19 protein-coding genes are annotated in these 17456 nt (G+C 63.5%); 5 read left to right on the top strand and 14 right to left on the bottom strand.

The window, feature by feature from the left end:
• Positions 1 to 97 precede the first annotated feature (97 nt).
• Together KBX14_RS04755 and KBX14_RS04750 are read right to left on the bottom strand one after the other, a co-directional pair.
• Entirely contained in the window at positions 98 to 373 is a 276-nt protein-coding gene (locus KBX14_RS04755; protein WP_070362937.1) for a hypothetical protein, read from the bottom strand.
• Positions 373 to 993, bottom strand: coding sequence for a sigma-70 family RNA polymerase sigma factor (locus tag KBX14_RS04750; RefSeq protein ID WP_070362938.1), 621 nt, complete (start codon positions 991 to 993; stop codon positions 373 to 375). Before KBX14_RS04750 ends, KBX14_RS04755 begins: the two co-directional genes overlap by 1 nt.
• 36 nt (positions 994 to 1029) lie before the next feature.
• On the opposite strand from KBX14_RS04750, the gene ybaK reads away from it, so the two are divergent.
• Positions 1030 to 1497 (top strand): Cys-tRNA(Pro) deacylase, encoded by a 468-nt coding sequence (ybaK, locus tag KBX14_RS04745; RefSeq protein WP_070477729.1) that lies wholly within the window; start codon positions 1030 to 1032, stop codon positions 1495 to 1497.
• Here ybaK and KBX14_RS04740 read toward each other — a convergent pair.
• Positions 1494 to 2141, bottom strand: coding sequence for an SOS response-associated peptidase (locus KBX14_RS04740; protein WP_256000594.1), 648 nt, complete (start codon positions 2139 to 2141; stop codon positions 1494 to 1496). The two genes, ybaK and KBX14_RS04740, sit on opposite strands and share 4 nt — an antisense overlap.
• 21 nt (positions 2142 to 2162) lie before the next feature.
• Here KBX14_RS04740 and aroA point away from each other — a divergent pair, with 21 nt between their 5' ends.
• Both aroA and rsgA read left to right on the top strand, forming a co-directional pair.
• On the top strand, positions 2163 to 3431 hold the full coding sequence (aroA, locus tag KBX14_RS04735; protein WP_256041935.1) for a 3-phosphoshikimate 1-carboxyvinyltransferase: 1269 nt from the start codon (positions 2163 to 2165) through the stop codon (positions 3429 to 3431).
• A 10-nt stretch (positions 3432 to 3441) separates the two neighbouring features.
• The gene (gene rsgA / locus KBX14_RS04730; RefSeq protein WP_256000590.1) at positions 3442 to 4464 is read left to right on the top strand and encodes a ribosome small subunit-dependent GTPase A; all 1023 of its coding nucleotides are present in this window, start codon (positions 3442 to 3444) and stop codon (positions 4462 to 4464) included.
• Here the strand turns inward: rsgA and KBX14_RS04725 are convergent.
• Both KBX14_RS04725 and KBX14_RS04720 read right to left on the bottom strand, forming a co-directional pair.
• Entirely contained in the window at positions 4438 to 4932 is a 495-nt protein-coding gene (locus KBX14_RS04725; protein WP_070477723.1) for a hypothetical protein, read from the bottom strand. The genes rsgA and KBX14_RS04725 overlap by 27 nt on opposite strands.
• Positions 4932 to 5345, bottom strand: a complete 414-nt coding sequence (locus KBX14_RS04720; protein WP_256041934.1) for an HAD family hydrolase — start codon at positions 5343 to 5345, stop codon at positions 4932 to 4934. Before KBX14_RS04720 ends, KBX14_RS04725 begins: the two co-directional genes overlap by 1 nt.
• Positions 5346 to 5496: 151 nt before the next feature.
• Here KBX14_RS04720 and KBX14_RS04715 point away from each other — a divergent pair, with 151 nt between their 5' ends.
• Positions 5497 to 5904, top strand: coding sequence for a hypothetical protein (locus KBX14_RS04715; RefSeq protein ID WP_070362944.1), 408 nt, complete (start codon positions 5497 to 5499; stop codon positions 5902 to 5904).
• A gap of 34 nt (positions 5905 to 5938) precedes the next feature.
• On the opposite strand, the gene secA is transcribed toward KBX14_RS04715, so the two are convergent.
• From secA to KBX14_RS04675, 8 genes are all read right to left on the bottom strand, one after another.
• Positions 5939 to 8479 carry a preprotein translocase subunit SecA gene (gene secA / locus KBX14_RS04710; protein WP_070362945.1) on the bottom strand — a complete coding sequence of 847 codons (2541 nt, stop codon included), beginning with the start codon at positions 8477 to 8479 and terminating at the stop codon, positions 5939 to 5941.
• 211 nt (positions 8480 to 8690) lie between these two features.
• Positions 8691 to 9383, bottom strand: a complete 693-nt coding sequence (gene hpf / locus KBX14_RS04705; protein WP_070362946.1) for a ribosome hibernation-promoting factor, HPF/YfiA family — start codon at positions 9381 to 9383, stop codon at positions 8691 to 8693.
• Between the two features lie 129 nt (positions 9384 to 9512).
• Positions 9513 to 10157 (bottom strand): phosphoribosyltransferase family protein, encoded by a 645-nt coding sequence (locus tag KBX14_RS04700; protein ID WP_256041933.1) that lies wholly within the window; start codon positions 10155 to 10157, stop codon positions 9513 to 9515.
• 5 nt (positions 10158 to 10162) lie between these two features.
• Positions 10163 to 11878 carry an MtrAB system accessory lipoprotein LpqB gene (gene lpqB / locus KBX14_RS04695; protein ID WP_256041932.1) on the bottom strand — a complete coding sequence of 572 codons (1716 nt, stop codon included), beginning with the start codon at positions 11876 to 11878 and terminating at the stop codon, positions 10163 to 10165.
• On the bottom strand, positions 11859 to 13493 hold the full coding sequence (mtrB, locus tag KBX14_RS04690; RefSeq protein ID WP_370687061.1) for an MtrAB system histidine kinase MtrB: 1635 nt from the start codon (positions 13491 to 13493) through the stop codon (positions 11859 to 11861). Before mtrB ends, lpqB begins: the two co-directional genes overlap by 20 nt.
• A gap of 9 nt (positions 13494 to 13502) precedes the next feature.
• A complete protein-coding gene (gene mtrA / locus KBX14_RS04685) occupies positions 13503 to 14174 on the bottom strand; it encodes an MtrAB system response regulator MtrA (protein ID WP_070477811.1) in 672 nt (223 codons plus the stop codon).
• 18 nt (positions 14175 to 14192) lie between these two features.
• Positions 14193 to 14798 (bottom strand): dTMP kinase, encoded by a 606-nt coding sequence (locus tag KBX14_RS04680; protein ID WP_256041931.1) that lies wholly within the window; start codon positions 14796 to 14798, stop codon positions 14193 to 14195.
• A 31-nt stretch (positions 14799 to 14829) separates the two neighbouring features.
• A complete protein-coding gene (locus KBX14_RS04675; protein ID WP_070362950.1) occupies positions 14830 to 15189 on the bottom strand; it encodes a DUF4259 domain-containing protein in 360 nt (119 codons plus the stop codon).
• A 199-nt stretch (positions 15190 to 15388) separates the two neighbouring features.
• Here KBX14_RS04675 and KBX14_RS04670 point away from each other — a divergent pair, with 199 nt between their 5' ends.
• Entirely contained in the window at positions 15389 to 16180 is a 792-nt protein-coding gene (locus KBX14_RS04670; RefSeq protein ID WP_256041930.1) for a hypothetical protein, read from the top strand.
• On the opposite strand, the gene manA is transcribed toward KBX14_RS04670, so the two are convergent.
• Entirely contained in the window at positions 16177 to 17361 is a 1185-nt protein-coding gene (manA, locus tag KBX14_RS04665) for a mannose-6-phosphate isomerase, class I (RefSeq protein ID WP_256041929.1), read from the bottom strand. The genes KBX14_RS04670 and manA overlap by 4 nt on opposite strands.
• Positions 17362 to 17456 lie beyond the last annotated feature (95 nt).

Raw genomic sequence — 17456 nt, 5'->3', positions numbered from 1 at the left:
TTTACCCCCGTTGGGTTGGGTCGAAAGTATGAAAGGCCCGAACCAGCATGATGCTTGTACTGGTTCGGGCCCGGCAACCAACGCCAACACGCGGCAGTTAACGCCGCTGAATACGGACCTCTGTGTAGGAAATTGAGGTGATAATCCGCTCCCTCAATACCCGTGGCGCGTGGGCCTGCCCGCAACAGTCGCGCACAAGGCCACGGATCGCTTCCTCCGATTCAAGCTGGCGGAGGCAGTCAGGGCAGCTCGCCAATTCTTTTCGGATGGCGGCCACGCGCTCGGGTGGCGTGTCCGGCTGGAACAGCTCGCACAGCAGCTGGTGCATGCCGCGGCAGTCAGCTTCACTTGCGTGGTTATGTTCTGTTGCCATTACTTCTCCTCCACCTTCTGCTGCTTCAACTCCGCCATATCCGCATGGTCGAGCCCGATGCCCTGTTCATGTGCCACGTCTTTCAACATCTCGCGCAGTTGTTTTCTTCCACGGTGCAGTCGGCTCATGACGGTCCCCAGTGGAATGTCCATCACTTCGGCGATTTCCTTGTACGCCATGCCTTCGACGTCCGCGTAGTAGACCACCATGCGGTAGTCCTCATTCAGCGCGTTGAGCGCTTCGCTGATCCGCGAGTTCGGCATCGCCTTGAGCGCCTCAACCTCCGCTGATTCGAGGCCGGTCGAGTCGTGCGAGCTTGTGGTGTACAGCTGATGGTCGGTCACGTCCTCGGCCGAGGTTTCCAGTGGTCGGCGCTTCTTCTTCCTGTAGGAGTTGATGTACGTGTTCGTCATGATTCGGTACATCCACGCCTTCAGGTTAGTGCCTGGTTTGAAGCTGTCGAATGCGTTGTACGCCTTCAAGAAGGTCTCTTGCACGAGGTCTTCGGCGTCTTGGGGGTTGCGGGTCATCCGCAGCGCGCCGCCGTAGAGCTGGTCTAGCAGTGGCATCGCTTCCTCAGTAAAGCGTGTTTTGAGGTCTGTTTCGGCCATAGGGGCCATTGTAGCCAGCCGGGCGCGCGACGTAGCATCGTCTGTATGCAACGAACTCGCGCTTTGAAAGTTGTGGCGAAGACTCCTCATAAGGTGTTGGAGTACGCCGCGAGCCAGGATAATTTCGGTGAGCATTCGGCCCATGAGCTGGGGCTTGATCCTACGACGGTGCTCAAGACGCTGGTGGTGTCGAATGTGCAGGACCCGAAGAAGCTCGCCCTGTGCTGCGTGCCGGTCTCTGGGCACCTGAGTTTGAAGGCAGCAGCGAAGGCGCTGGGGTGGAAGAAGGCTGCGATGGCGGAGCTCGCACAGGCTGAGCACGCCACGGGCTATGTCGTGGGTGGCATCTCGCCGCTGGGCACGCTCAAGAGGCTCCCAGTGCTTCTCGACGCCACCATCGAATCCCTCGACGCCATCACCGTCTCCGCCGGTCAGCGGGGGCTATCCGTGCAACTGGCCCCGGGTGACCTGGCGAAGCTGACGTCCGGGAAGTTCGCGCCGATCGGCGCCTAGATCGGTTGGATGAGCTCGGGCGAATCGTTTCGGACGTTGCCCACCTCGCGCCCAACCGCATGCCACTGCAGCTGCGGTGCCACGCGCGAGGGAGAGATGAGCTCTTGAGCCTCTTCTGCTGTGCCTTGTGTCCACTGCTCGATTTCCTCAGGCAAGAGGAACAGCGGGAGCCGGTGGTGTAACCACGCGATACGTTCGGCGGCGTCGGTGGTGACCATGGTCGTCGAAAGCCGGTTAGCGCCGGTGTCCCACAGTGCGGCGGCGACGAGCATCCCGGACTCCGGGGTGACGTAGTAGGGCTGTTTTTCGTGCCATTCGTAGTAGCCGTCGAGAAGCATGATGCCGCGCTGCGAGCGCATTGCGCTACGGAACGACGGCTTCTCCGCGACGGTCTCCCCGCGCGCGTTGAACAGTGGCGGGCCGGAGTCGTCGCGCTTCCAGCTCGGGAGAAGGCCCCAGCGCGCGGCTTGGACGAGCGCCTCGTGTTCGTGGAAGCGCACGATGGGTACTTGGTGCGTCGGCGCGACGTTGTAGCGGGCGGGTGGCGTGCCGTCGGGCGCTACAACTTCGCGCACGCCTGGGAGAGAGCCGACGAATCCGAGGAGTTGCTCGCCGGTGCTAAACAAAACGAAACGGCCACACATTCCTCCATTATGATGTACGTCATGACTGACTTGTGGCCAGCCCCCTCCATTGCCGACCCCGTCCGCGCCACACTCGCGCTGCCGGGGTCGAAATCGATGACGAACCGCGCCTATGTTCTCGCGGCGCTGGCCTCTGGCCCGTCGACGCTGGTCGGGGCGCTGCGCTCCCGCGACACCGACCTCATGGAGGCGGCCCTGGCTGCCCTCGGCGTACAGTTCACCCACGACGGCGACACCGTCCACGTCCAGCCAGCACCCCTGCGCGGCGGCGACATCAACTGCGGCCTGGCAGGCACCGTGATGCGCTTCGTGCCACCAGTGGCGGCGTTCGCGCACGGCACCACCCGCTTCGACGGCGACCCGCACGCTCGCACCCGGCCGATGGGCACCATCCTGGATGCGCTGCGCCAGCTCGGCGCCGATATCGACGGGGAGCGCCTCCCCTTCACTGTCCACGGCACCGGCACTGTCGCAGGCGGGGACGTCAGCATTGACGCCTCCGGGTCTTCCCAGTTCGTCTCCGGACTGCTGCTTGCCGCGGCGCGCTTCGAGCAAGGCGTCACCATCACCCACACGGGCGACTCGCTGCCGTCCATGCCGCATATTGATATGACGGTGGCAATGCTGCGCGAAGCCGGCGTCGAGACGCAGTGCAAGGACGCAACCTGGCACGTTGCCCCGCAGGAGATCCGCGGGCGGCACTGGGAGATTGAGCCGGATCTGTCGAACGCGACGCCGTTTTTGGCCGCCGCTGCCATCACCGGCGGCGAGGTGCGCATCGAGCACTGGCCAACGCAGACGACGCAGGCGGGCGACGTAATCCGCGACATCCTGGCGCAAATGGGCTGCGAGGTCGAACTATCCGGCAACTCACTGCGAGTGCAGGGCCCGCCCCCCGGCGCCCTGCAAGGCATCAGCCTGGACATGGGAGACATCGGCGAGCTCACCCCGACCGTCGCGGCGCTGACCACGCAGGCGGCGACCCCATCGGAGCTGACCGGCATCGCGCACCTGCGCGGGCATGAAACGGACCGGCTGGCGGCGCTCACCACCGAAATCAACAGGCTTGGCGGCGCTTGCGAAGAGCTTGACGACGGCCTCCGTATCCGCCCACAGCCCCTCCACGGTGGCACGTGGCACTCTTACGACGACCACCGCATGGCCACCGCCGGCGCCATCATCGGCCTGACCACCCCGGGTGTGCAGGTGGAAAACATCGCAACGACGGCAAAGACCCTGCCCGACTTCCCCGCGATGTGGCACACCGCGCTCCAGCACGAAGAAGCATAGAAAGAACCCCATGGCACGCCGCAAGTTCAGCGATTACGACGAATCCGACGTCCGCGTCCGCCCCGGGCGCGGCTCACGCCCCCGCACCAAGGACCGCCCCTCCTACGAGGATGCGCTCACCGGGATGGTGGTCACGAAGGATAGGGGGCGCTGGGGTGTCATGCTGGATAACGGCACGCTGGTTGCCTGCATGCGAGCGCGCCACCTGAAGCGCACCAGCATCGAGGTCGGCGACCGAGTCAGCGTCGTGGGTGATACCAGCGGGCGCAAGGACACGCTCGCCCGCATCGTGCTGCGCGCCGACCGCACCTCGGTCCTGCGCCGCACCGCGGACGACACCGACCCCTTCGAGCGTGTCGTCGTCGCCAACGCGGAGCTGTTGCTCATCGTGGTCGCCGCCGCCGACCCGCCGCCACGCACCGGGCTTGTGGAGCGCGCGCTCATCGCCGCATTCGTCGGCGGGGTGCGCCCCATTGTCTGCATGACAAAAACGGACCTCGCGCGCCCCGACGAGTTCATCGCAGAAATCGAGGACCTCAACGTCGAAGTCCTCACCGTAGGTATCGACGACCCCCTCGACCAACTCACACAACGCCTCAACGACCACGTCTCGGCCTGCGTCGGCCACTCCGGCGTGGGCAAGTCGACGCTGGTCAACCGCCTCGTCCCGGACGCGCAACGCGAAACCGGCGACGTCTCCGGCGTGGGCAAGGGCCGCCACACCTCGACGCAGTCCGTGGCGCTCGAGCTTCCGGGCGGCGGCTGGATCATCGACACACCGGGCATCCGCTCGTTCGGCCTGGCGCACGTCTCCCCCGACCAAGTCATCGACGTCTTCCCCGAGCTCGCCGAGGCAGCCCAGGAATGCCCGCGCGGCTGCACGCATGCCGGCCCGCCCACGGACCCGGAGTGCGCCTGGGACGCCTTCGAGGGAGGGGCGCTGTCGCGCCGCGTCGCCGCCGTGCGACGCCTACTCAGCGCGCTGCGCTCCAACAACGAGTGGGATCTAAAGCAGCTCGACGAGGAACGGTAGCTCGCTGACATCGTAAAACGCCAGGTAATTGTCCTGCGCGTCCCCGACAGCCAGCTCCGCGTCCTCGTCCCCGAGGTCTGCGGCGTCGATGTGTTCGATGGCCTTCGCCGTCGCCGCTTCTGCCTCTGCCAGGTCGATATGGATCGCCGCAACGTCCTCCAACCCCACCGGCCCAGACACCCGCACGACGGAGTCCCCCATGTCATCGGCTTCCTCGGCGTCCACGTCCGCGGAGATCACCACACGGCGGTGCGGGAACCGATCCTGGTCACCAATCGCCAGCAGACGGATGGAGGCCAGCGCGGCGTCGTCAAACGCTACTGCCTCGATCTCCTCCTCATCGCCGGAGGTGAAGAACTCGCGCAGCGCCGTCGTCGCGGCGAAGCCCCACCCGTTGCGCGGGTGCAGCACCTTGTCTGCGGCGAGTCCCTCCACCATGGAGAACGTCGCGGGGATGTAGACGCGCATTAAAACTCCCCCTCGATATTGAACAGCGTCTGGATCTCCACCGCGGTGCGGTCAAACGCCGTGTGCAAAATCGCGATCATGCCGCACTCGACGGCCGAGCGGACGTTCATGATGTCGTCATCGATCATGACGCAGTCATTGAGCGGAATATCCAGCGCATCCGCCGCGGCCTGGAATGCTGCCGGGGACGGCTTCTCCGCACCAATGTCGCCGGAGAGCACCACCGCATCCACGACACCGCAGAACTCCCAGTCCCGCGCCGCGTCCGCCATTTGGCCCTCGGATTCCTCGTTGGACAAAATGCCTACGGCCTTGTCTTTCTCCTTCACAGCCTCAATCAGCTGCTGCCAGCGGCGCTGGTCCTCCGGGTCCTGGTCCAACACACCTGCGTAGTCAATAATGAGTCCCTGCATTTGGACGCCTCAATTCCTGTACTTCGTTTTCGGTTCTTCTGCAGTGCACACCAAAGTGCGCAAATTCTCCTAGCGCCCTCACGGCGCGAACGTGCACAATACTACCTACCAGCACCCCGCACCGTGCACAACGATACGAAAGGACCCCGCCGTGACCTACTACCCCGCCCCTGGCCACCAGCACGTTCAACTGCTCGTTCCCTCCCCGAAGCGCTCCGGACGCGCAGCGGAAACGCGCCGCCGCCAAGCACGGTACTCACCCAGCGACCCTCGCCGCACCGGATCCAACGTCGCCCCGCTCGTGCGCACAGCGCTCGCAGCAAGCTTCGGAGCCACAAACCTCCGTGCACTGCGCGCCGACCGCTTCTCGACGGCCGCCCGCACCAATGTCCGCGCCTACCGGCGCTTCCAGCAGCAACACGCGGGCCCGCCGCGCATCGTGACCTGCCACGCCCGCGACGGCGGCGAGTTCTTCGGCACCGTCGCCACAGGCCAAAAACGGTTCGGGTTCGTGGCAAAAATGGACAACGGCCGGCTGGTGTCCTTCAAAGTTTTGTAAGTGACACCACCCGGCCAGGGCCTACCTGTCGAACTTAGGCCTGCGCAGTCTCCTCCTGCGCGGACTCGAACTGCTTACGCATCATGAAGAGCTGGCGCACCGTCTCTTCCTGGATCGCCTCGTTCATAGCGTTGAACATGTCGCCGCCCTCCTTCTGGTACTCGACCAGCGGGTCGCGCTGCGCCATCGCACGCAGGCCGATGCCCTCCTTGAGGTAATCCATCTCGTAGAGGTGCTCGCGCCACTTCGTATCGATGATCGGCAGGATCACCATACGCTCCACGTTGCGCATCTGCTCCTCGCCGCCGATCTCAGCAACGTTCGCCTCGAGCTGATCGTACTGCGCCTGGGCGTCGTCGATGAGTGCCTCGCGAAGCTGCTCAGCGGTGAGCTCGCCCGGCTTGCCGTACTCGTCGCCGTCGATAAGCTCCTGGGCCGTCTTCGACGGGCCGTACAGGGACTCGAGTGCGTGCCAGAGTTCCTGCAGGTCCCAGTCCTCGACGTAGCCCTCCACCGTCGCGCCATCCACGTACGCGCCGACAGTCGAACTGATCATGCGGCGGACCTGATCCTTGATGTCCTTCGACGCCAAGATCTCCTGGCGCTCACCGTAGACCACCTTGCGCTGCTCGTTGAGCACCTCGTCGTACTTCAGGACGTTCTTACGCATCTCGAAGTTCTGGTTCTCAACCTGCGACTGCGCGCCCTTAATCGCATTCGACACCATCTTCGCCTCAATCGGAACATCGTCCGGAACGTTGAGGCGGTTCATCATGTTTTCCATCGACTGGCCAACGAAGCGAACCATGAGCTCGTCGCGCATCGACAGGTAGAAACGGGTCTCACCCGGGTCACCCTGACGGCCAGAACGGCCACGCAGCTGGTTATCAATACGACGAGACTCGTGGCGCTCCGTACCGATCACGTACAGGCCACCAGCCTCACGTACTTCGTCGCCGAGCTGCTTCGAGCGCTCCTTCGCCTTCGGCAGCTGCTCGTTCCACGCCTCCTGGTAGCGCTCCTCGTCCTCGAACGGGTCGAGGCCCTGCTCCTGCAGCTTCGCGTCCAACAGAATTTCCGGGTTGCCACCCAGCACGATATCCGTACCGCGACCAGCCATGTTCGTAGAGACCGTCACCTTCGCCGGCAGACCAGCCTCCGCAATAATGCGGCCTTCTTCCTCGTGGTGCTTCGCGTTGAGCACATTGTGCTTGATGCCCTTGCGCGTCAGCAGCTGCGAGAGGTACTCCGAGCGCTCCACCGAGGTGGTACCGACCAGCACCGGCTGGCCCTTCTCGACGTGCTCCGCAATATCCTCCGCAACAGCGGCGAACTTCGCTTCCTGCGTCTTGTAGATCAGGTCGTCGCGGTCCACGCGCTGGTTCGGGCGGTTCGGTGGAATCTGCACAACGTCCATCTTGTAGATCTGGTGCAGCTCCGCCGCCTCAGTCTCAGCGGTACCGGTCATGCCAGCCAGCTTGTCGTAGAGACGGAAGTAGTTCTGCAGCGTCACCGTCGCCAGCGTCTGGTTCTCGTTCTTGATCTCAACGTTTTCCTTCGCCTCGATCGCCTGGTGCATACCCTCGTTGTAGCGACGGCCCGCCAGCACGCGGCCCGTGAAGCTATCGACGATCATGACCTCACCCTGACGGATGATGTAGTCCTTATCGCGCTCGAAGAGCTCCTTCGCCTTAATAGCGTTATTCAGGTAGCTCACCAGCTGCGAGTGCTCAGGCGCGTACAGGTTGTCAATGCCCAGCTGGTCCTCGACGAACTCCACGCCTTCCTCGGAGATACCAATGGTGCGCTTACGGTGGTCCACCTCGTAGTGGATGCCCTCGCGCATACGCGGTGCGAGCTGCGCGAACACGGTGTAGAACTGGCTGGAGCCATCAACCGGGCCGGAAATAATCAGCGGGGTACGGGCTTCGTCGATAAGAATCGAGTCAACCTCGTCCACGATGGCGAAGTTGTGGCCGCGCTGCACCATGTCGTTGACCGAACGGGTCATGTTGTCGCGCAAGTAGTCGAAGCCGAGTTCGTTATTGGTGCCGTACGTAATCGCCGCGTCGTACGCCTTCTTGCGCTCCTGCGGGCGCATGTCGGACAGGATCACACCAACGTCGAGCCCCAGGAAGTGATGGACACGACCCATCATCTCGGCGTCACGCTTTGCCAAGTAGTCGTTGACGGTAACAATGTGCACGCCCTTGCCGCTCAAACCATTGAGGTAGGCAGGCAGCACCGAGGTCAGGGTCTTGCCTTCACCAGTTTTCATCTCGGCGACGGAACCGAAGTGCAGCGCGGCACCACCCATGATCTGCACCTTGTAGTGCTTCTGCCCCAGCACGCGCCAGGATGCCTCGCGGGCTGTCGCGAACGCATCGAGCAAAATGTCGTCGAGCGAAGCGCCGTCGGCAATCTTTTGCTTAAACTCTTCCGTTTTGGCCTTCAACTCGTCATCTGTGAGTGCCGCGTACTCCTCATCGAGATCCATGACTTGATCAGCGATCTTCGAGAGGCGTTTTACCATACGCCCTTCACCCGCACGCAGCAGTTTCGACAGTCCAAACACGTTTCTAGAATCCTTCAAAAGTTAGAAAAACAAAGCGATCACGCCAGCTCTACGCGCTGCTTTTATGTACCAATCGGCCATTGTACGCACGCGTCAACGAAAACAGGCAATCACAACTGGTGGAATCAATAAGAAAAGAATGTGAAAACGCCGCCCGCCCGTACAAGCTTTTTGCTTACACAAGCAGGCGACGAATCATATAGTGGCGACGCTACTTCTCGTCGTTTGCCTTGACCTCATCTTCTGGAGCCAGGGTGATCAGACCGTAGTCGTATGCGTGGCGGCGGTAGACCACTGCTGGACGCTTCGACTCTTCATCGATGAAGAGGTAGAAGTCGTGGCCAACCAGCTCCATCTCAGAGAGCGCCTCATCGACGCTGATCGGGGTATCCGGGTGCAGCTTGCGACGCACAACCTGGCCGAGCGGGGCATCCTCAAAGGTGCCAGCGTACGGGTCAGTGTCATACTGGCCCTCCGCCTGCTTTGCACGAGCATCCTCTGCCTCGTGCGCAAGCTCAGCTGCGATTTCGCCGGTGGACTTCGGTGCGCGGTGGCCGGAACGAGCAATCTCGCGGCGGACCTTCACCTTACGCAAGGAGCGCTCCAGCTTACCCAGCGCGGATTCAAGCGCTGCGTAGAAGCTGTCTTCCTTGGCTTCCGCACGTGCCAGGTGGCCCTTGCCGGTCGCAGTAATCTGCACGCGCTGTGCCTGTGCCTCACGACGAGGGTTCGGCTCGTGCTGCAGCTCAACATGGAAGAACGTCAACGTTGGATCAAGCTTCTCAATCTTGGCAAGCTTGGCGTTAACGCGCTCTTGGAAATGCTCTGGGACCTCGACGTTACGGCCAGTAATCGTAACCTGGGCTGCTGGTGCGAATCCGTCGGTGTGCTCTGCAGAAGTCATCTGCTTCCTCCCTAGCGTTGTTGGAACTGGGTCTATCACCACTATACAACTGGTACTAACCAATGGCTACGTATCTGTGTAAAACTCCCTGCCAGTTTGCTACCAGCGAACACCATGCGTACTGCGCGGCTAGGCGGCGCACACGGCAACGCAGCTGACCACGTCAAACCCGTGCGCGAGCAGCACTTCTACGCTGGTCTGAAGCGTGGCGCCGGTGGTCACGACATCGTCGACAACAATGACGGGGCCAGCGCCGGTGCCCGTGTGCAGCGCCTCCCACCCGCGGCGCATCCGCACCGCGCCGGCCAAGTTGGACCGGCGGTGCGCCGCGTCCAACTCCGACTGGTCAGTCGTTGATTCCGCGAGCTCCAACACGTCCACCACCTTGCGCCCCGAACGCTTACAGATCACGCTCACCGGGTCCCCGCCGCGCTCCCTTGCCGAGACCGCGCGCGTCGGCGCAGGGACCAGCAGCGCGTCCGGGTGAATCTCACCGCGAACCTCAAGAAAGGTCAGCGCCGCGTCCAACACCGCCCCGACATGCTTGCGCACGGCCAAATTCCTGCGCTCCTTCATCGCGAGCACTACCCCACGGTGCGCGCCGCCGTACGGCCCGAGCGCGAACACCGGCACGTGCGGCAAGTGCTGCGGCGACACCCGGCGCGGCAGTGCCGACAGTTCAGTGCGGCAGGCTGGGCACAACACGGAGCCCGGGGTCCCGCACCCAGCGCAGTGGCGCGGTAGGAAGAGTTCACCAACCTCTGCGAGCGTCACGCCGCCTACCTCGCGATGATCGGCAGTGAGCGCACACCCTGGAGGCCAGGCACCTCGCGCCAGATCGGGGTGTCAGCACCACTGACGGGCATTTGCAAAATGGCGTTTGCGTCGGTCGCGTACAGCATGTTTGGCGACGCCGCCACGGCCACCACCGGCGCGGAGATGTTCCCGAGCGACAGCGCGGTGGTCGAGGATCCGTCCTGCTCCACACGCATCACGGGCGACGCCGGGTTCGAGGTGCCAACGATGAGCGAGCCGTCGGGGTGCCAGTCCGCGGAGACCACGCTGCCACCGAGCTCGTAGCTGTACTCGAGAACGTTGACAATTGCGCCGGCGCCTGCGGCGCGCTGCTCGATGATGCCGGTGTACAGGCGACCGTCAATCACCATGACGACGCGCGAGCCCGATCGGGAAAGACGCAGCACGGAAATGTTGCCGTCGACATCTTCGGGAAGATCAACGTGCACTTCCTCGGTGGTGACCTCCCCTGTCGCCGAGGATTGCGTGGAGCGCAGGATATGCTTGCCGTCCGAAACGGTCCACACCGCTTTGCTGTTTGGCTCGAACGATGGGCGCGAGAAGGTCTCCGCCTTCACCACGTCCACGCTACCGCCGGTGAGCTGCCCGAGGCGCAGCTCGGCGCCTTCGGGGCCGTCGCCGACGTTGAACACCGCGGCCCACTGCCCCTCACCGGAAATGTCGGCGGTGACCACGCTGTGCGTGTTGCCCAGCACACCGGCAACGGGCTGCGGGCCTCCGCCAGTGATTTGGGAAACGTGGCCGTCGGCGAGCGAGTACAGGGTGCTCTCCCCGACTTGCTCGACGACGGGGCTGACGTCGATGAAGTCGTCGGTGGTCAGTTCGCGGGCGCCAGTGATGAGCGGCTCGCCGTCGGCGAGGAGCGAAAACGGGCCGGTAACGCCTGCGGAGGCGAGCGTCCACACCACCTGTGCGGCGAAGCGGCTGCGCGCGGCCTCGTCCATATTGCCGAGGCCCGCAAAGTGGTAGACACCGCCCTCGAAACCGGTGTAGCGCACCGTCGATGGCAGTGTCCCCATGATCGCGGGGCGCAGGCGGCTAGCCGGCCCTTCGAGCAGCAGCGAGATCAGCGTACTGGGTAGGAAATCGCGCGGCGCGTAGACCCAGCGCCGGTCGGTGACCAGCTCCTTGCCGGTCGGATCAAAGAAGTACAGGTTGTAAGGCTGGTATTGGTTGCGCAGCTCGGTGCGCTCCATGACCACGCCGGGCGGCAACGAGGAAATGCGCCACTGGCCGTCGACCTGCTCGAGCTCCAGCGTGGCCTCGTAGGTACCGCGCTCCGGAGTGAACACGCCACCACTACCGAGCGCGCCGACCACGTTGCCGTGCACCGCAAAACTGCGCTTGTTCCCCGAGCTGCCGGATACCGTATTCAACCCGATCCGGTCGACGATGAGCGTCTGCTCATTGGCGCTCCACGTGGGCTTCGCGGCCTCAGTGAGGAAGGCGCGCGCCGCTTCGTAGTCGCCGGTTGGGATCGCGGAGGCCGCGTAGAAGTCACGCAGCAAAAGATCCGGCTCGCGGTCCTTGATCGGGCCGATAATCTCCGACTCCGGCGCTTCCTCCTGGTAGGGCCGGAGCACATGCGGGTCAGTATTCGACGGCAGCGTCGCGCACCCGCCCAAGAGCAGCGTCGTGCTCATCGCTATAGCAAGGTACCTACGCTTCATGCGCTTCATCTGGCTGCCTTTCCTCGTCCTGCGTTTCGACGTCCACTTCGACGCCGTCCGCGTCCGCCTTGGGTTCCAGCTCGAGGGGCAGAGGGGACGTCGAAAAGCCTGCCTCCGGATCCAGCGGCAGGACCAGACGGAACAGCGCACCGACGCCCTCTTCCCCGACGGCTTCCAGCGTGCCGTGATGCAGCTGCGCGTCCTCGCGGGCGATGGCCAGGCCAAGGCCGGTGCCACCAGAGTGGCGCTTGCGGGACTTGTCGGCGCGCCAGAAACGGTTGAACACCAGTTCCTCCTGCCCAGGCTTGAGCCCGATGCCGTGGTCCCTGACCGTCACCGCGACGGCACTCTCGTTGGCGCGCAGTGTCACGGTAACCGGCCTGCCCTCCGAGTGGTCAATCGCGTTCGCAATGAGGTTACGCACGATGCGCTCGATCCGGCGGGACTCGCCCAGCATCATCACTGGTTCCTCCGGCATGTCGAAGGAAACTTCCACGCCGAGCTCGTCCGCAAGGTGCTGCGTCTGCTGCCACGCCGACATGATCGGCGACTTCATATCCATCTGCGTGACGGACAAGTCGGCGACGCCGGCGTCGTGGCGGGAAATCTCCAACAGGTCATTGAGCAGGGCCTCGAAGCGGTCCAGCTCGCGAGTCATCAGCTGGGAAGCGCGGCGGGTGCCAGGCTCCAGGGAGTCCTCGTCAGCGGCGATCATATCCGCCGCCATCCGCACCGTGGTCAGCGGCGTACGCAGCTCGTGGGACACGTCGGACGTGAACTGACGCTGCAGGTCGCCGTAGCGCTCAAGGTGATCAATCTGCTGCGACAGCTTGTCCGCCATGTTGTTGAAGGACAGCGCCAGCACCGCCATCTCGTCCTCGCCGTCGACAGGCATGCGCTCGCGCAGGTGGCCCTCAGCAAACCGGCGCGCGGTACGCGACGCCGAGCGCACCGGTGCAACAATCTGCTGCGACGCCAGCCACGCAATGCCCACCAACAGGACGCTGACGATCACCGTGGCCGTCGCTAAGATGCCCCGCATCAGCGCAAGCGTCGAGGCCTCATTGTCCATGTTCATCACAAGGTAGAGCTGCAGGTGCGGCACATCCGAAGTCGTCGGGGTGCCAATAATCAGGGCATTGTACGACGAGTGGTCGCCGCGCTGCACCGACGAAAACTGGTAGGCGATATTGCCCTCAGCGACGTATTCCTCCAGCTTGTCAGGGATCTGGTACGACTCCGGCGAGGACGTAACAACCCCGTTCGGGTTCTTCACCACCAGCACAGGCTCATACACAGCAGACGCCTCCGAGTTTTGCTGCGCACGCTGCGTCAGCCCGGCGCGCGCCGAATTCAAGCGGCTCTGCAATGAGGTCGCAGACCCCGAGTTATTAATCTGCTCCTCGACGGTCACGCGCGCACGGTCAATCTCCGCGCTCGCCGCCTCAATCTTGGATGCAGCGATACGCTGGCTCACTACCGACGCCAGCGCAAACCCCAGCACCATCATCACCACGGCGGAAACAATCAACACCGTGCCGACGAAGCGCACCTGCAGCGAAGTGCGCCACGCTTCTACGATCCGGTCCCTGCTACGTTTCAGTACGGCGAACAGGAGCGCCACCTCCCACTCTTACTTCACGGACTTGTAGCCCACACCACGCACGGTCTGGATGATCTCCGGGTGTTCCGGGTCGTGCTCAATCTTGGAGCGCAGGCGCTGCACATGCACGTTGACCAGGCGGGTATCGGAGTTGTTGCGGTAGCCCCACACCGATTCCAGTAGCTCGTCGCGGGAGTGCACTTGGTTTGGTTTCTTCGCCATCTCCAACAGGAGATCGAACTCGAGCGGGGTCAGCGCGATCTCTTCCCCGTTGCGGGTCACCATGTGCTGGGGGACGTCGATTACTAAATCGGCGATCTCGATGACGTCACCCGGCTCCTCATCCGTCCGGCGCAGACGCGCCCGAATGCGGGCGACGAGCTCCTTCGGTTTGAAGGGCTTCGTGATGTAGTCGTCCGCGCCGGACTCGAGGCCGAGCACCACGTCGACGGTGTCCGTCTTCGCGGTGAGCATGACGATCGGTACGGAGGATTCGCGGCGAATCGCCTTACAAATGTCGATGCCGTTCATTCCCGGAAGCATAAGATCCAGCAGGATCAGGTCGGGCTCGTACTCATGGAAGGCCTGGACGGCTTCGGCGCCATCGGTGACGGGGCGGGAGTCAAAGCCTTCGGCCTCCAGCACGATGGTGAGCATCTCGTTGATAGCTGGGTCGTCGTCAACGACCAGGATTTTCGACATGGACATTGGCAGCTCCTCTTAACGCGCGCTTTGTATTGCTTGGATAATAGCCGTGGCATCCGACGTGGAAATCCACCGACTCGCCCAGTCAGTCTCCGCGAGGCGGTTGTACTGGGCAAACGTCGCGTCCTGCAGCCCGCCGTCGCGCTCGTAGTGGTCGCGGGTGCGCGTCGCGTCCTGAGCTTCTCTGCGCTGCGCGCGCTCCCGCGCAACGCTCGGGGCGGTAGCGACGAGCACCTGCAGGTCGGGCTTCGGCAGCCCAAGCTTTCCGAACTCGAGCTCAGCAACCCACTCCGCCGCGGCATCATCCCCGGTGCGCGCCGCAGTGTAGGCGGCGTTGGAGGCGACGTAGCGGTCAAGCAACAAGATCCGATCTGGCGTGTCCTGGTACTGCTCAAGCTGCGCCTTGGCACCAAAACGGTCGAGCGCGAACATCGTCGCCATCCCGTAAGCGGAATCCACCAGGTCACCCATCTTGCCGTACAGGGCGTCCTGTGCCAGCTGCGCGTGCAGCGAGTCCTCGTAGCGCGGGAAGGACAGCGTGTCTGCGCCGTATTCCTCCACAATGCGCTTCACGATGGTGTTCTTCCCCGCCCCATCAATGCCTTCGATGGCGATGATCATGCCACAGACCTCCTAACGGCTACTGGCCCCCCTACGCGAGCGCTTCCAAGAACTGTTCGACGTCCTCGTCCTCTTCATCGCCAACAGCCTCAAGGAGCTCGGCTGCGCTCTCGATAAGCTGTTCGTCGAGCTCACCGCTGTTCCCGCGGATGAAGGGGAAACGCTCCGCGATCTCACCGGCGGAAAACGGCGCGCCGGCCCAGATCGCGGTGATGGTCGCCGCAGCGAGCCCGTTGGTGCGTTCTTCATCTGAGGCGCTGTCCTGGTCAGCGGCCAGCAAGACGGCATCACGGACAGCTTCCAGAATGTCTTCTTCGTCCAAATCCGCGATCTCGTCGAGAAAATCAATGTTGTCGTCGTTGGAGAAAATCTTCTGGTCCCAGCTGCTCATCAGTGTTTCCTTTCAGGTGGGGGCTGTATATACCCTGCAATCTACACGGCACGGCACGCATTGCGAACTCCCCTGCTTCCCACCTGATAACCGCGTGGACACACTCTTTTCAATGTCCGACTTCCGTGCTATAAACATTTCAAGCAACGAAATTGTTATCGTTTTGTAATTCTGGAAATTCTGCGGCGAAGGGCAACGTATGAATCAGACGCAAAGGAGAGTCGCCACGTTCATGGCGCTCGGCATCTGCGTTGCCATCGCAGTGGGAGTCGTGGTCTGGAACGCGTCCTCGCCGGGGCGCTCGAACGCCACCACACAAGCAGGCTTCATTGAGACAACCTCCACCACAACAACTTCTTCCTTATCGACGACCCCTCCGAGCTCTGCACGCTCTTCCCGGGGCGACTCCGCAGCGCTTCACACCGCCGATGCGTACATTGCCACGACTGCGCCGTCTGCCTACAACCTATCCGCGGACCCGCTGGCCCCTGCGCACGCGTTTTCCGGTGCGCCAGCCGTAACGGAGCCGACGAAGCAGTACCGCCCGTCGAACGTGGCCCCGGCCGCGCCTGCGTCGCGCCCAGCTGGTCCCGCCCCAACAGCAGAGCCGCAGCGCCCGAAGCAGCGCTCCCCTCGCCCCGACACGCCGGACGCACCGAACGTTCCAAGTACCACGTCGAGCACCTCGCGGCCACGGGCGACGCAGCAGGCGCCAACCACCATTTCGACGCCAACCACCATTGGCACGACGCAGCCGTCATCCCCGACGGTGCTGCCATCTGAGCCGACGCAGGAGCTTCCCACCTCCACGACGTCAGCGCTACACCCCGGCGCCGCAGCAACGACATCACTGCCAGTCAACACGCCAACTCCAACGAGCGAAGAGTCGGCTCAAGCCTCACAGGAAGACGCATCAACTACTTCCGAAGAGCCAGCCTCCCAAGAAGACGCAGTACCCCCAGCCGCAACTGACAGGCAGGGGCCTGCCTAGACCCGCGCGTAGAAGCACTGCGCGGAGGTACCCTCCGCAACCTCGAAGGTCACAGCCGGGTCGGCGGCTGGGATCCACGCCGCCTGACCAGGCTTCAGCACAAAGTCGCCCGCGCGCACAGTTCCCTCGGTACACAGGAAGATGGCGGGGCCGTCGGTGTCCACGAGCAGCGGATGCTCGGCGTCGATACGGTGGGCACTCATAATGAAGTCATCCACCGGCAGATGGAAACTCACTTCGTTGTCGCGCTCGGTGGTGTTCGCGAACGGGTCCTCCAACGTGGAGAAGTCCAGCACCTTGACCAGCTCAGGCACGTCCACGTGCTTCGACGTCAGTCCACCTCGAAGCACGTTGTCCGAGTTCGCCATGATCTCCACGCCGAGCCCGGACAGGTACGCGTGCAACTGCCCGGCTTGCAGGAAGAGCGCCTCCCCCGGACGCATCTGTACATAGTTCAGCAGGAGTGCTGCGAGGACACCGACGTCGTTCGGGTACTTGTCGTGGACCCGCAGGAACATCGCAGCCAGCGGACCAGCCGCGCCAGCTCCGACGTCATCCGCGACGCGCTCGGCGGCCGGAACGATCGCGTCAATCAGAGTCTTACGCACGTCCTCGGGCAGGGAGATGAACGTCGTGAATACCGCACGGAGTCCGGCTTCCTCCGAAGTGGCGTCGAGAAGCGAGGCGTAGTGGTCAAGCTCCTCGCAGTTGAGCGCGGCGAAGAACTCGCGAGTCTGCGCAAGCGGGCGGAAACCGGCGAGGGCCTCGAACGGGGTGAGCGCCACGATGAGCTCGGGCTTCGGGTTCGGGTCCTTGTAGTTGCGCGTCGGATCGTCCAGGCGGATGCCTTCTTCTTCCTCGCGCGCGAACCCCGCCTTCGCCTGCGAGCGCGACGGGTGCGCCTGGATACTCAGCGGCTCATCAGCGGCGAGCAGCTTCAGCAGGAACGGCAAATGCGAGCCATAACGGTCCGCGACGCGCTTGCCCAGCGTGCCTTCGGGGTCCGCGGCAATCACGGCGTCGAGGCCCCGGCCTGCGACTTGGGAAGGTGCGGCACTATGGGCGCCGAACCAGAGCTCAGCCTCCGGCGCCTCGCTGGGCACCTGGGTGCCACGCAGCTGCGCAAGCAACGTGTGCGACCCCCACGGGTAGTTCCGCAGAGCCCCCTGTAGGTGCTCCATAAGTGTCTCCTTCGCAAGTTCCGTCAGTTCCGTCGGCATTGAAACGGTTGAAACAACAGCGTTCCAGGATACCAGCGAGGCGCCGTTTCACGGAA

This window comes from Corynebacterium sp. CCUG 61414 (genome assembly GCF_024453945.1).
GTDB classification, from domain to species: domain Bacteria; phylum Actinomycetota; class Actinomycetes; order Mycobacteriales; family Mycobacteriaceae; genus Corynebacterium; species Corynebacterium pseudogenitalium.
This window is presented reverse-complemented; position numbering and strand designations above follow the sequence as displayed.